The sequence below is a fragment of the Arthrobacter sp. ZGTC131 genome, assembly GCF_002929275.1.
Classification (GTDB): Bacteria; Actinomycetota; Actinomycetes; order Actinomycetales; family Micrococcaceae; genus Arthrobacter.
The window spans coordinates 175,167-187,928 of record NZ_PJIK01000010.1; the positions used below are offsets into that span (position 1 = coordinate 175,167).

The following is a 12,762-nucleotide window of genomic DNA, read 5'->3' on the forward strand; positions in this document are numbered from 1 at the left end:
GGCCAGAGGACGCGGACAGCGGCGAGGGCCAGAGGAAGCGGAAGGCGGCGAGGGCGAGAGGACGCGGAAGGCGCCGAGCCCAGAGGGCCCGGCGCCGCCGTCTCGAGTTACTTCAGGGCCGTCAGCGGCTGAGCATGCCCAGCGTGGCAGCGGCAAAATCCTTGGCGGAGGCGTTCCAGTGGGCCAGCAGCCCCTGCAGGTTCTCGCCGTCGGCCCGGTGCGCAGCAGTCTGGTCCTCGAGCGTGGCCAGGACACCCGTCCGGAGCTCGGTGTTGAAGTTGACCTTGCCCACGTTCATTGCCGGCGCCTTGGCCAGCTCGTCCGCCGGGATCCCGGACGCACCATGGAGAACCAGCGGAATGCGGGTGCGCACGGCAATGTCCTGCAGGACGTCCCACCGCAGTTCCGGCTCGCCCTTGTACTTTCCATGGACGTTGCCCACGGCCACGGCCAGCAGCTGCGCGCCTGTCCTGGCCACGAACTCTTCCACCTGCGCGGAATCGGTGAGGCCTGCCACGTCGTTTCCGGGAGCTTCGTCCGCGTCCGCGCCGAACGCCTTGTCCTCATCGCCGGCGAGCCCGCCCAGCTCGGCTTCCAGGACGACGTCGGCACTGCCTTGAGCGTCCAGGGCCGCCCGGACTTCGCGAACGAGCGCGATGTTCTCCTCGTAGGGCAGGGACGAGCCGTCCGCGAGGACGGAATCCGCCCCGGCAGCAACAGCCGCGGTGATGACGCTGACGTCTGACGCGTGGTCCAGCTGCACGGCAACCGGCACGGAGGCCTCGTCCGCCAGGCCCCGCAGCGCTGAGATGAGCCGCAAACCGTTGGTGGTGGCTGCGGTTTTGGGGGCCACGAGCAGAATGACGCCGCGACCGGCTTCTTCGGCGGCGGCCACCACGGCCAAGGCCGTGGTGAAGTCATAGCAAGTGAACGCGGGCACAGCCGAGCCATGCTGCAGCGCGGAGCTTACGAGCTCGTCGAGTCGCGCGCGCATCAGCCCGCCTTTGCGGTGCGCTTGGCGGGAGCCACAACCTTGATGACGGCGGAGTCGTCCGCGGCGGCGAGGCCATGGGCCTGGCCCAGCAGGTAGAGCTGCTCGGCGGCGGCGGCGACTGGCGTGGCCAGGCCGGCATTACGGGTTGCCTTGCCGACGATGCCCATGTCCTTGACGAAGATGTCCAGGCGGCTGAGCACCTCGGCGCCCTCCTCGTTGTACGCCTCCAGGATGCGCGGGCCGCGGTTCGAGAGCATGAACGATCCGGCGGCACCCGCTTCGAGGGCGGCGAGCGTCTTCGCCTGGTCCAGGCCCAGGGCGTCGGCAAGTGCCATGGCCTCGGCAGCGGCGGCGATGTGGATTCCACAGAGCAGCTGATTGACGGTCTTCAGCGCCTGGCCGTCGCCGGGCTTGTCGCCGACGACCGTCAAGGTGGAGGCGAGCAGTTCCAGGACGGGACGGGCGGACTCGAGCGCGGCGGGCTCGGCGCCCACCACAATCAGCAGGTCGCCTTCGCCGGCGCGCTTCGGACCGCCGGAGAGCGGTGCATCAACAAGCCCGACGCCGAACTCCGCCAGGCGGCTGACGGTATCCGGGATCGCTTCGGTGCCCACGGTGCTGGTCAGGATGACGACGGCGCCCGGCTTCAGCGCCGAGGCCACTCCGTTCTCGCCGAAAAGGACGTCGTTGAGCTGTTCGCTGTTGCGTACGGCCAGCAGGAGCGCGTCGGTGCCCTCCGCGGCTTCGCGGGCAGAGGAAAAGGTGCGGACGCCGGCCTCTTCAGCGAGCTGAAGACGCGGTTCGGCGATGTCGAAGCCGTGGACGGTGAGCTGGCTGGCCAGGCGTGTGGCCATCGGCAGGCCCATTGCCCCGAGGCCGAGGACGGTGACTTTGTAATTCGCGGTCATGGTGTTCTCCGTTGAATGCGTGATTGGGCGAAATTAGAAGGTGTTGCTGAGCTTGCGGGTGACCTGGGCGAGGGACTCGTCGTCACCCACGTTGCCGGCGAACACGATGTACGGGATGCCCTTGGCCGGACCGTCAACCGGATCCCACAGGCTGACGATGCCGGGCAGCATGGGCCCGCGGACGATCGCGTGGCGGATCTCCAGTCCGTGTGCGGCGACGTCCGAGGACGTGATGCCGCCCTTGGCGATGACGAACCGCGGCGGGAACGTCTTGAGCGTGCGGTTTACCACCGCGACGACGGCGGCGGACACGGTCCGCGCGATCCGCAGACTTTCGGCCGGGTTATCCGTCTTGATGAGCAGGCGGCTTGTGTGAACGATGACGTCGCCGCCGTGGAGGGCTTCCACGACGGTGTCCACCGTCTGGTCGAGGTAAGCGTCCGCTTCATCGCCCAGCAGCTTTTCGACGTCGATCTCCACAATGCGGGCAGCGCTGTGCTGATCCGTGAGTACCTTGAGCTGTCGCGTGGTCACGCCGACGTGCGAGCCCACCACGATCAGGCCGCCGGCCTCGGACGGGGTGTGGCCGGCGTACGCTTCCTCGCCGCTAAGCTCGGTCCGGATGTCCTGGCCGATCCTGGCACGGACGAACGGCGGGCCAACGCGGTAGAGCAGGTTCTTGCCGCGGCGTTCCGCCTCTTCCAGGCCCAGTGCGAGGGCGCGGAGGTCGTTCTCCGTGACGATGTCCGCCACGATCGGGGTAGAGGCGGTGGCAGGTTCGATCGCGTCGGCGATGGCCTTCGCGGAAACGTCCGCGTCCCCGGTGCGGGCGCCGGCGCGGATGATGTTGAGGTCCAGCACGATCACGGAGCCCGCCGGGAACTTGCCCTGCGACTTCTCCTCCACGTACTTGGCCATCTCCGAGTTGGCGAATCCGAACGTCGCGTCCTTGGCGAATTCCGTCTCGGCAACCGGGGTGAGGTTCCCGGCGTCGGGCCCGGTTCCCCGCATGTAGTGCACGCCGCCGATGGTCACCCGGCCGGCATCGGGAAACGCGGGGACGATCACGACGCCGTCCGTCGCCGCGCCGCTCACCGCGGCCACGGTGGCGGCGATGACATCGGGTTCAAGCGGGAAGTGTCCGCGGAGCGTCGAGTCGCTGCGGCTGACGAAGCTGAGGAGGATCTCGCCCTCGCCGTCGCTGGCGGCAGCCAGTGCGTTGCGCACGATTTCTTCGTTGCGGGCGGCGGCTTCCGCCGGATCCAGGCTGCGGGTGTTGGTCAGCACATAGACGGCGGGCTTGCCCTGATGGAGAGCCCAGGTGAAGTCTTCGACTTCCCAACGGGTGAGCACTGGCAGGTCTGCAACGGACTGCGTTCCGGTGGGGTCGTCGTCGAGCACCACCAGCACGCGGGGAGACGTCGCAGCAGAGGCTGCGACGGCGTTGGCTACCTGCTCGGCCGGGATGTGGAGCTCCGCGGGGAAAGCGGCCAGGATGTCTGCTTCAAGGGGCACTGTGCACTCCGTTGTGTCGAAACTATATTGCGGGGACGATCTTTGTCAGATGTCAGACATCTGGCGTTTGATGCTAGTGTGGCATAACGCACAGCACGGACGCAAGTAGACTTGTCAGACATACGGGCCTGACAGGGTGAACGGGGAAAATGGCACGCAAATCACTGGTGGGCGTCGTCGCTGACGAACTCCTGGACCGCATCATTGCAGGCGAGTTTCCGCCAGGCGCCAGCGTGCCGGGCGAGCTTGAGCTCAGCGCGCGGCACGAGGTCAGCAGAATGACCGTCCGCGAGGCCATGAAAACACTTGAAGCGCAGCGCATCCTCAGCGTGGAGCGCGGCCGGGGAACATTCGTGAATCCGCTGAACCGCTGGTCGTCGCTGGAGGCCGTGCTCCGGGCCGCCTCTGAGGGGCAGAATGAGCCCGCCGCCGCAATCCAGCTCATTGAGCTGCGCAGGATGCTGGAAACTGGCGCCTGCGAACTCGCGGCCCAACGCATCACGGACGCGGAACTCGAGTCCCTGCACGTCCGGGTGGAGGAGATGCGCGAGGCCCACAGCGCCCAGGACCTCGCCAGGTTCGTAGCGGCAGACCTCGCGTTCCACGACGAGATTCTCCACGCTTCCGAGAATGTCTTTGTGGCCGTCCTGTTCGAACCGCTGCACCGCGTCCTGGAGAAGAGGCGCACGGAAACATCAAAGGTGCCGGAGATCCAGGAGCACGCCATCGGTCACCACCAGAACATTTTCGACGCCCTTGCCGCCCGCGATCCCCGGCGGGCACGGGACGCAATGGACGCCCACATGCAGCAGACCCTGGACGACCTCAGAAGCTACGTCCTCGAAGCCTAGTCCAGCGGCGCCTCGTCCGATACTCTGCAGGAACGGCCACGCAGCCGGGTATCAATGGCGATCACGAGGAGCGAAGTTGTCTAATCACACCTACAGCATTTCTGAAATTGTCGGAACCTCGACCGAAGGCGTGGACGCCGCCGTCCGCAACGGAATCGCCGAGGCGGCAAAGACCCTGCGAAACCTGGACTGGTTCGAGGTCAAGGAAATCCGCGGCCACCTCGACAACGGTCAGGTGGCCGACTGGCAGGTGACCATCAAGCTCGGCTTCCGGCTGGAGCGCTGACGGCAAAGCGAGTCAGTCCCGGGTCCACACCTGGACGGGGTCGCCGCCGCACAGGAGGCGGCGGCCACGGACTGAAAAATCTACCCAGAGCATTTCCTGGTGGCTGGAGACTTCATCGACGTGCCCGGCAACGAATCCGGAGCCTGCACTTTCCACCCACACCGCTTCGCCGGGAGCCAGCTCGGCCCACCGCGCAGGCGCAAGCCGCGTCCTGGCCGTGGGCGGCCGGAGCTCCGGACCTGAGTCTTGGCTCAACAATCCCGGCCCGCCGCTTCCTGGCCCCTTGCTGCCAGCCCTATGGGTTGTGCCGGTCATTCCTGGCCCGCGGCCCGGCGGCGCCACACGGTGGGCATGCCCTGATGCGCCGGAAAGACCTGCCCCTCAAAGAACGTATGGGCCTCGTCCGGGGACTGATCCGGACTCCACAGGCCCGACGCCGGGCAGTGGGTCCCCGTCGAGGCCGAACGAGCGTGGCGCTCCCTGAGCAGTGCGATGCGTTTCATCTTTGAATGCCATCCTTGGTGGTCGAAGAAGTTCTTCTCCAAGGCTAGGAAAGCGGCCCCTGGCGCCCAATGGGCGAATGGATAGAATCCTGCCCACGGGCTGGGCAGCAGCACAGTAAGGCGGCGGAGGGTCAGGGGAGCTTTGTTCCCCGAACGTCCGCAGGCCCGGCATCCCGCGAAATCGCCGATGGGCCGAAAGCCTCCCCCGCCGTCGTGCTTTCCTGTGTGGTGCTGGCGCCCAGGCTGCCAAGCAGTGCCAGCGCATCGGCCGACGGCGATCCCGGCTTCGCGGAAAACACCCGGAGTACCTGGTCGGGGTCGTCCGGCGGGACAAGGTTTTCAAAGTTCAGTTCCAGGTCACCGACGGCGGGATGATGGAGCCGCACACTACCCGACGAACGCGTTGCCACGCGATGGCCGGCCCACCAGTGACGGAAAAGCTCGCTATGCACCGCGAGCTCTCCCACCAGCTGGTTGGCTTGCGCGTCGTTGGGGTGGCGCCCCACGTCCACGCGAAGCGCGCCGGCAGCTTCGGCCGCCACTGTTTTCCAGTCCCGGAAGAGCTCCCGCGCCCGCGGATCCAGGATCAACCAACGGGTGAGGTTCCGCTCCCCCGGCGGCAGCTCCGGGAAGTCCGCGAACAGCAGGAACGCCATTCGGTTTCCCGCCAGGACGTCCGTGCGCCGCCCCAGGACAAGGGCGGGGACATCTCCCACGGCCGCCAGGAGCTGGCGGAGCGCCGGACGCACGGCCTGTACCGGAACTGGCGAACGGGCAGATTCGGCACAGTGCTGAAGGAGATCCATCATGTGGGCCTGCTCGCCGGCATCGAGCTTCAGGGCCCGGGCCACCGAATCAAGCACCGCCCGCGACGGATGGATGTTCCGGCCCTGCTCAAGGCGCGTGTAGTAATCCGTGCTGACGTCCGCAAGCCGGGCAATTTCCTCCCGGCGCAGCCCCGGCACCCGCCTGGCGCTGCCGCCACCGGCCACACCGGCATCTTCCGGCTTCAGCCGCGACCGCATTGCCTTGAGGAATTTGCCGAACTCGGCGCTCTGACCCATGCCTTCCATTCTGCACCGCCGCGGGTACCCCTTTCTACAACGAAGGTAGGACTCCCAGTCCTAGGAAAAGCAGGGACAGGCATACCTGCTGACTCGGGCCGTTCGCACGAATAGGCTCAAGGCAGAGCCCGACAAATCCCTTAACTAGGAGAACTCCCATGTCCCAGACACCTGAAACCGGCGTTCGCCAGTTCGCCCTCAACAACGGCGTAACCATCCCCCAGATCGGCTTCGGCGTTTTCCAGGTTCCGGCCGAAGAAACCCAGCGCATCGTCGAGGAAGCCCTTGAAGCCGGCTACCGGCACATTGACACGGCTGCGGCCTACCGGAACGAGGCCGGCGTCGGTGCGGCGATCGCGGCATCCGGCATCCCCCGCGAGGAACTCTTCATCACCACCAAGCTGCGCAACGGTGAGCAGGGCTCCGCGGCCGAGGCCTTCGAAACCAGTCGGAAGGCTCTTGGCCTGGACGTCGTTGACCTCTACCTCATTCATTGGCCGGTACCGTCCCAGGGCCTGTTCACCCAGGCGTGGAAGGTTATGGAAAAGCTGTACGCCGACGGCCAGATCCGCGCCATTGGCGTGTCCAACTTCCTGGAGGACCACCTGGCCACGCTGCTGGCGGAGAGCGAGGTGGTTCCCGCCGTGAACCAGATCGAACTCCACCCGACATTCCAGCAGTCTGCGCTGGCGAGGAAGAGCCGTTCGCACGGGATCGCCGTCGAGGCTTACAGTCCGCTGGGGCAAGGTGCCGACCTGAACGCCAGCGCGGTTACGGCGCTGGCCGAGGACAGGGGCGCCACGCCGGCGCAGATCATCCTGGCCTGGCACTTGGCAGCGGGCACCATCGTGATCCCCAAGTCCTCCACGCCTGCCCGCATGCGGGAGAACATAGCTGCCGCGAACATCTCCCTCGACGCGGCGGCTCTTGAGTCCATCAGCGCCCTGGAGGACGGCTCCCGCGTTGGCGGAGATCCCGCCGTCGCAGCGCATAGTCAGTTCTAGCTTCCAAAACCAAACAGAAATTGAGACAAGACCAATGCAATACACGCATCTGGGCCGCTCCGGCCTGAAAGTCTCCCGACTCTGCCTCGGCACCATGAATTTCGGTCCGCAGACCGAGGAGTCCGCAGCGCATTCCATAATGGATTCGGCTCAGAACTCCGGCATCAACTTCTTCGACACAGCCAATGTTTACGGCGGCGCGGAGCACCGGGGCTGGACCGAGGAAATCATCGGCCGCTGGTTCGCCAAGGGCGGCGAGCGCCGTGAACGCACGGTCCTCGCGACCAAGCTCTACGGCACCATGACGGACCGCCCCAACGAGTCCAAGCTCTCGGCGCTGAACATCCGCCGGGCCCTCGATGCCAGCCTGAAACGCCTGCAGACCGACTACATCGATGTCTACCAGTTCCACCACGTGGACCGGAACACTCCATGGGACGAGATCTGGCAGGCCACCGAGGTGGCCGTGCAGCAGGGAAAGATCCTCTACTCAGGCAGCAGCAATTTCGCCGGCTGGCACATTGCGCAGGCACAAGAAACCGCCTCCCGGCGCAACTACTGCGGGCTGGTCAGCGAACAGTCCATCTACAACCTACTGACCAGGAATGTTGAGCTTGAGGTGATCCCCGCCGCGCAGCAGTACGGACTCGGGATCATTCCGTGGTCCCCGCTGCACGGTGGCCTACTCGGCGGGGTCCTGAAGAAAGAGCGCGACGGCGTCCGGCGCCTTGAGGGGCGCGCGCACGAAACGCTGAAAAAGCACCACGACCAGATCCGGGAGTACGAGGACTTTGCCGACGATCTCGGCCACGAACCGGGCGACATCGCCCTCGCCTGGCTCCTCCACCAGCCGGCGGTGACTGCGCCGATCATAGGGCCCCGAACCCAGGAGCAACTCGACGCCGCCCTCCGGGCATTGGACGTCTCCCTGAATGACGACGCCCTCAAGCGCCTGGACGGCATCTTTCCGGGACACCGCACGGCACCGGAGGACTACGCCTGGTGACCGCCCCTCGGTAGAGCGGCAGCCGCCGTCGGGCCCGAGCCCGCCGGCGGTCGTCCGTGAGCGGCACGGCGGCGGCCGCCGACTAAGGCTGAACGGTTGAGCCGCTGGGGCCCGGCGGACGCTGCGGGTCTTCCAGGGCGGGATCCTGAGGTTCGTCGGGCTGCCCCTCGGATGCATCCGGCGGACTCTGCGGAGGGTTTGCGGGGTCTTCCGACGGCGGGTTCTGCTCGGGATCGAAGGGAAATTTACCGGCCGGGTTCGTGGTGGATTCGTCGGGCTCTTCGCTCATGTTCAGGATCCTTTGCTGGTCGGGAGTGCCTGGCGCCAGGTACGTCCACAGGGCGTGCCCGGCGGTGTTCGCCCTTGAACGGGCTACGTCCAAGGGATATCAGCGCTGGCCCGGTTAGTCCATAGCCCTGCCATCTCGCGCGCTGTCATCTCGCACGGGCTCCGTCAGTTGACCAGTTCGGCCCCGGACCCATGCCCAACCGGCCTCCTGTGGCTCCGCTCCAGCTGGAGGACGTCCCGTCCGAAGGATGCCACCAGCGACAGCAGCGCCAATGCCACGGCACCCGCGCCGAGTCCTTGCGGCACACCGGGTGTGAGCGCCAGCAGTACGGCAAATGGCTGGTAGGCGCCGATGACCTTCCGCAGCCTGTTCGACTTGAGCACGCCCCGGAGAGCAGGGCGGATCTGGCCGGCGGCAACGAACGCGTACCACATCAACCCCACGGCAAGGACCCATGGCCCAAGGCTGCGCACCGCCGCACACGAAAGGACCAGGACGAGGGCGGCGTCGGTCTGTATATCCAGGCGCCCACCCTCCGGCGTCGAACTGCCTGTCCTGCGCGCGACAGCCCCGTCGACGGCATCGAGCAGGAACGCCACACAACCCAGGACAACGAAAGAGGGGCCCGGCGGATTGCCATCCAGCAGCGCGGGAACGGCCATCGTTGCACAACACGCCACGAGAACGGCGCGGATCAGCGTTACGCGATCGGCGGGTGTCGTGAGACCGCTACCAACCAGCCTCCGGCCGCGAGAAACCCAACCATCGCAACTGCCACATCCGTGAGGGCACTGCGTCCCGCCGAGCTCTCCATAAGCCACCTCGCGCTCATCGTAGCAATTCCGGTCGCTGCGAAGGCGCACGCTGTTAACCCTGTGCAAACAGCTGTCCATAGGAAAGACTTTTGGCATGGCTCTATCACCGCTCGTCGAACTGAACGACGGCCACCGGATCCCGCAGATCGGGCTCGGCACCTGGCCCCTGAACGACCGCGAGGTGGCGGACGCCGTCGTAAATGCAGTGGAGGCCGGCTACCGGCATATCGATACTGCCGTGAAATACGGAAACGAAGCGGGGGTGGGCGACGGGATCCGGGCAAGTGGCCTGAACCGAGAGGAGTTTTTCGTCACCACCAAACTCGACGGTGAATTCCAGGGCGGGGACAGGGCAGTTGCCGGCCTTGAGGGATCGCTGAAGCGGCTGAATATGGACTATGTCGACCTCTTGCTGATCCATTGGCCTCTGCCCCGCCGCGGGGAGTTTATCTCTACCTGGAAGACCTTCGAGCGGCTTCAGGCCCAAGGCAAGACCCGTTCGATCGGGGTGTCGAATTTCAAGCCGTCCCACCTGGAACAGCTCATGTGGAGCAGTGACGTTGTGCCGGCCGTCAACCAGATCCAGCTGAACCCTTCGGTCACCCGATCCGCTGACTGCGCCTACCACGAGCACCACGGGATTATCACCGAATCGTACAGCCCGCTGGGGGCAGGTTCCGTCTTGCTGTCCGCCCCTGTTTTGCAGCGCATTGCCGGGAAACACGGCAAAACAGAAAGCCAGGTGGTGCTCCGCTGGCATGTTCAAAACGGGCTCGTCGCCATCCCAAAGTCTGCCGATCCGCAGCGAATGAAAGAAAATATCGACGTCTTTGACTTCGTCCTGGACGACGAGGACCTGGCAGCCATCAACACGCTAGATGAAGGGCCGGAGGCAGGCGTGAACTCCGATGTGCAGGGGCACTGAGGGGGAGCGAGCGGCCGTTTTCGAGGCGCTTCCGGCGAATGTCGACTGGCAGAAAAATAGTAAGCATGTTTAGTATTAGGGAGAAGGACGAAGCGCACCCGGCACACCGGGTGCCTCCTCAATGAAAGAAGAAGGAACGATAAAATGGGTTTTTTCGCATTTCTGATTCTGGGCCTCATCGCCGGCGCTATTGCTAAGGCAATCCTCCCCGGCCGGCAGGGCGGCGGCATCTTCATCACGCTGCTGCTCGGCGTCGTCGGAGCATTCCTGGGCGGCTGGATCGGCGGCCTGATCTTCGGAACCGGGCTCCAGGAATTCTTCTCACTTCAGACGTGGCTGCTGGCCATCGGCGGTGCGATCATCGTGCTGCTGGTTTACGGCATGATCACCAAGCGCACCGCCCGCTAGACGGAGCGCGGCCGGAGCCGGCCCCGGGACACTTCCCGGGGCCGGCTTCTTAGCTATAGCCCATTAGCAGGATGAACCATCACACTGTACTGATCCCCACAAGAGTAGGAGTTCGCCATGAAATCCAAACTTCTCTTCGGCGTAGGAATTGCCGCTGGTTACGTCCTCGGATCCAGGTCCGGGCGGGCAGCGTACGACAAACTTAAAGCCCGCGCCGCCGGCATCTGGGACAGCAAACCAGTGCAGGACAAGGTCGCGGCCGCCACGGAAGCCGTCAAGGAAAAGGCGCCCGAAGTGGGCGACCAGCTCTCAGAGGCCGCGCGGCGGGCCGGCACGGTCCTCAGCTCCGCCATGCACCGCGACGGAACTAAGTCCGGCGATACCGCGCCAGCTGGCCCCTCCTCTGCGGCCGCCGCATCAGGTGCCGACTCGGATAGCGGGCACGTTCCCGCCCACAGCACGCATCCGGAGACGGTCAACCTCGGCACGTCCGACGTCGAGTCCGATCCGGCGCGGAACAATTCGTCAGGTCAGGACTGGTCCGACGAAGGCGGCGCCACTCCGGCAGGAGCCGCCACCAACGTGGACCCCAAGCGGCAATAACTAAGTCACTGGCCCCCGTCCCATCTCGGGTCGGAGGCACTGATTTAGTCTCCAGCATTGTTGTCAGACCCCTCTGGCAGAGTTTCGGTATGGAAGCCATTGGGGAAGGCGTAAACAGTACGGCGGCACCGGCAGCAATGCCGGGCCGCCGTACTTCGCCGTTTCGCAGCCTCCCTCATGCGGGGGCCCTCCCTCTTGGTTCCCAGACGGGCGCACCTGCCGTGGCGGACACTGCTGCGTCCGACGGCGGAGCTGCCGCCCGTATGGGTGCCGTGGGCTTCGGTACTGCCGGGGCACCCGGCCTCCCGGTCAGCCTTCGCAGCGCACCGCAGGCCGCAGATCCCGCCGGGCACGACGACGGCGCTACCGCCCGCTTAGACGCCTTCAGCGGCGGAGCGATGGAGAATCTGCGGCGGTGCCGGGGGCTGCTGGAGGCCGCGGTCGAGTCCGGGCGGGAGGAGCTGGCCCTGGCCGGTTTCGCGGAGGCCGCGGATTTCGCCGGGCTGACCGAAGAGATCTCCCGCCGGTTCGAATACCTCCAGGTCCTCGGCGCGGCGGCCGTGGACCGCACCCGCACCGAGGCGATCAGCAACGCCGCCGGTCCGGCCAGCAAAGCTGCCGGCTGGATCACCGGCTGGGGCCACGACACCGAATCCTCTGCTGCCGCCTCCGGCTCCGCCGCCTCAGGCTCCGCTGCCGATTCTCCTTCCGGCCCCGCCGCCGGAACCGGCCGGGTCCCGGGGGTGTCGCCGGCCGATGACGGGTGCCGGAACACCGCGGAGTTCCTGCGGGTCCGGCTGCGGATCAGCACCGGAGAAGCCCGCCGCCGCCTCGCCCTGGCCGACGCCGTCCTCCCCCGCCGCGGCATCACCGGCCGGCCCCAGCCCCCGGTCTGTGAGGAAACCGCCGCCGCCCTCGCCGAGGGGTCCATTGCCTCCCGCGCCGGGAGCATCATCACCACCGCCCTGGACCGCGTCCGGCACATCGCCGCCCCGGAGGATCTGGCCCGGATGGAACACGTCCTGACCCGCACCGCGATCGAGAACGACCAGGACTTCCTCACCCGCGTCACCCACCGCTGGGCCGACGCCATCGACCAGGACGGCACCGAACCCTCCGAAGAGGACCTCCGGCACCGCCAAGGCGCGTTCCTCCGCCGACCCCGCCGCGGACTCCACCACCTGGAAATCTTCGCCACACCCGACCAGTACGAACACCTCCTCACCGTCATGAACACCGCCACCAACCCCCGCACCCAACCCACCACCGGCACCGGCGAGGAAAGCAGCGGAGACGGCATCGGCGGCATCACCACGGGCGCCATCGCGGAAGACGGCGGAGAGGGCACAGCCACCGGCGAGGGCATCGCCACGGGACCTCACGCCGGGCCGGGGTTCGGCGCCGCGGCCGAAAACGCCGCCGAAAACGCCCACCTCGAACGCCGCACCCGGCCCCAACAACTCCTCGACGGCCTCGTCGGCGCCTGCAAGGCAGCCCTGGCCGCGGGATGCCTGCCCGCCACCGGCGGACTCCGGCCCCAGATCATGGCCACCATCAGCTACCAGGACCTCCTCAACCGCCTCGAAACGGC

General features: G+C 66.5%; 16 protein-coding genes. 8 read left to right on the forward strand and 8 right to left on the reverse strand.

Annotation, left to right across the window (positions count from 1 at the left end; genetic code table 11):
* Positions 1 to 121 precede the first annotated feature (121 nt).
* The 3 genes from CXQ90_RS14090 to CXQ90_RS14100 are packed head-to-tail and all read right to left on the reverse strand — an operon-like array spanning position 122 to position 3,417.
* Positions 122 to 994, reverse strand: coding sequence for a class II fructose-bisphosphate aldolase (locus CXQ90_RS14090; RefSeq protein WP_104139983.1), 873 nt, complete (start codon positions 992 to 994; stop codon positions 122 to 124).
* Positions 994 to 1,902, reverse strand: coding sequence for an NAD(P)-dependent oxidoreductase (locus CXQ90_RS14095; RefSeq protein ID WP_104139985.1), 909 nt, complete (start codon positions 1,900 to 1,902; stop codon positions 994 to 996). The genes CXQ90_RS14090 and CXQ90_RS14095 overlap by 1 nt, the downstream gene beginning before the upstream one ends.
* A 33-nt stretch (positions 1,903 to 1,935) precedes the next feature.
* The gene (locus CXQ90_RS14100; RefSeq protein ID WP_104139986.1) at positions 1,936 to 3,417 is read right to left on the reverse strand and encodes a four-carbon acid sugar kinase family protein; all 1,482 of its coding nucleotides are present in this window, start codon (positions 3,415 to 3,417) and stop codon (positions 1,936 to 1,938) included.
* 149 nt (positions 3,418 to 3,566) lie between these two features.
* On the opposite strand from CXQ90_RS14100, the gene CXQ90_RS14105 reads away from it, so the two are divergent.
* Together CXQ90_RS14105 and CXQ90_RS14110 are read left to right on the forward strand one after the other, a co-directional pair.
* The gene (locus tag CXQ90_RS14105) at positions 3,567 to 4,268 is read left to right on the forward strand and encodes a FadR/GntR family transcriptional regulator (protein ID WP_104139988.1); all 702 of its coding nucleotides are present in this window, start codon (positions 3,567 to 3,569) and stop codon (positions 4,266 to 4,268) included.
* A 76-nt stretch (positions 4,269 to 4,344) separates the two neighbouring features.
* Positions 4,345 to 4,554 (forward strand): dodecin, encoded by a 210-nt coding sequence (locus CXQ90_RS14110; RefSeq protein WP_078029066.1) that lies wholly within the window; start codon positions 4,345 to 4,347, stop codon positions 4,552 to 4,554.
* A 12-nt stretch (positions 4,555 to 4,566) separates the two neighbouring features.
* Here CXQ90_RS14110 and CXQ90_RS14115 read toward each other — a convergent pair whose 3' ends face one another.
* From CXQ90_RS14115 to CXQ90_RS14125, 3 genes are all read right to left on the reverse strand, one after another.
* Complete coding sequence (locus CXQ90_RS14115) at positions 4,567 to 4,809, reverse strand: hypothetical protein (protein ID WP_104139989.1); 243 nt, start codon at positions 4,807 to 4,809, stop codon at positions 4,567 to 4,569.
* 56 nt (positions 4,810 to 4,865) lie between these two features.
* Positions 4,866 to 5,057 (reverse strand): hypothetical protein, encoded by a 192-nt coding sequence (locus tag CXQ90_RS14120; RefSeq protein ID WP_104139991.1) that lies wholly within the window; start codon positions 5,055 to 5,057, stop codon positions 4,866 to 4,868.
* Positions 5,058 to 5,188: 131 nt separating this feature from the next.
* The gene (locus tag CXQ90_RS14125) at positions 5,189 to 6,121 is read right to left on the reverse strand and encodes a helix-turn-helix transcriptional regulator (protein ID WP_104140019.1); all 933 of its coding nucleotides are present in this window, start codon (positions 6,119 to 6,121) and stop codon (positions 5,189 to 5,191) included.
* A 158-nt stretch (positions 6,122 to 6,279) separates the two neighbouring features.
* On the opposite strand from CXQ90_RS14125, the gene CXQ90_RS14130 reads away from it, so the two are divergent.
* Both CXQ90_RS14130 and CXQ90_RS14135 read left to right on the forward strand, forming a co-directional pair.
* The gene (locus CXQ90_RS14130) at positions 6,280 to 7,125 is read left to right on the forward strand and encodes an aldo/keto reductase (protein ID WP_104139992.1); all 846 of its coding nucleotides are present in this window, start codon (positions 6,280 to 6,282) and stop codon (positions 7,123 to 7,125) included.
* Between the two features lie 34 nt (positions 7,126 to 7,159).
* Positions 7,160 to 8,131 (forward strand): aldo/keto reductase, encoded by a 972-nt coding sequence (locus tag CXQ90_RS14135; protein WP_104139994.1) that lies wholly within the window; start codon positions 7,160 to 7,162, stop codon positions 8,129 to 8,131.
* Between the two features lie 82 nt (positions 8,132 to 8,213).
* Here the strand turns inward: CXQ90_RS14135 and CXQ90_RS14140 are convergent, their stop codons facing one another.
* Both CXQ90_RS14140 and CXQ90_RS14145 read right to left on the reverse strand, forming a co-directional pair.
* Positions 8,214 to 8,420 (reverse strand): hypothetical protein, encoded by a 207-nt coding sequence (locus CXQ90_RS14140; RefSeq protein WP_104139995.1) that lies wholly within the window; start codon positions 8,418 to 8,420, stop codon positions 8,214 to 8,216.
* 164 nt (positions 8,421 to 8,584) lie between these two features.
* Positions 8,585 to 9,082, reverse strand: a complete 498-nt coding sequence (locus CXQ90_RS14145; RefSeq protein WP_104139997.1) for a CDP-alcohol phosphatidyltransferase family protein — start codon at positions 9,080 to 9,082, stop codon at positions 8,585 to 8,587.
* Positions 9,083 to 9,329: 247 nt separating this feature from the next.
* Between CXQ90_RS14145 and CXQ90_RS14150 the strand changes: the two genes are divergently transcribed.
* The 4 genes from CXQ90_RS14150 to CXQ90_RS14165 form a co-directional block, all read left to right on the forward strand.
* The gene (locus tag CXQ90_RS14150; RefSeq protein ID WP_104139998.1) at positions 9,330 to 10,160 is read left to right on the forward strand and encodes an aldo/keto reductase; all 831 of its coding nucleotides are present in this window, start codon (positions 9,330 to 9,332) and stop codon (positions 10,158 to 10,160) included.
* Between the two features lie 144 nt (positions 10,161 to 10,304).
* Entirely contained in the window at positions 10,305 to 10,568 is a 264-nt protein-coding gene (locus tag CXQ90_RS14155; protein ID WP_104140000.1) for a GlsB/YeaQ/YmgE family stress response membrane protein, read from the forward strand.
* A 117-nt stretch (positions 10,569 to 10,685) separates the two neighbouring features.
* On the forward strand, positions 10,686 to 11,171 hold the full coding sequence (locus tag CXQ90_RS14160) for a hypothetical protein (protein WP_104140001.1): 486 nt from the start codon (positions 10,686 to 10,688) through the stop codon (positions 11,169 to 11,171).
* A 221-nt stretch (positions 11,172 to 11,392) separates the two neighbouring features.
* On the forward strand, positions 11,393 to 12,762 hold a 1,370-nt coding region (locus CXQ90_RS14165; RefSeq protein WP_258064537.1), incomplete at its 3' end, for a 13E12 repeat family protein.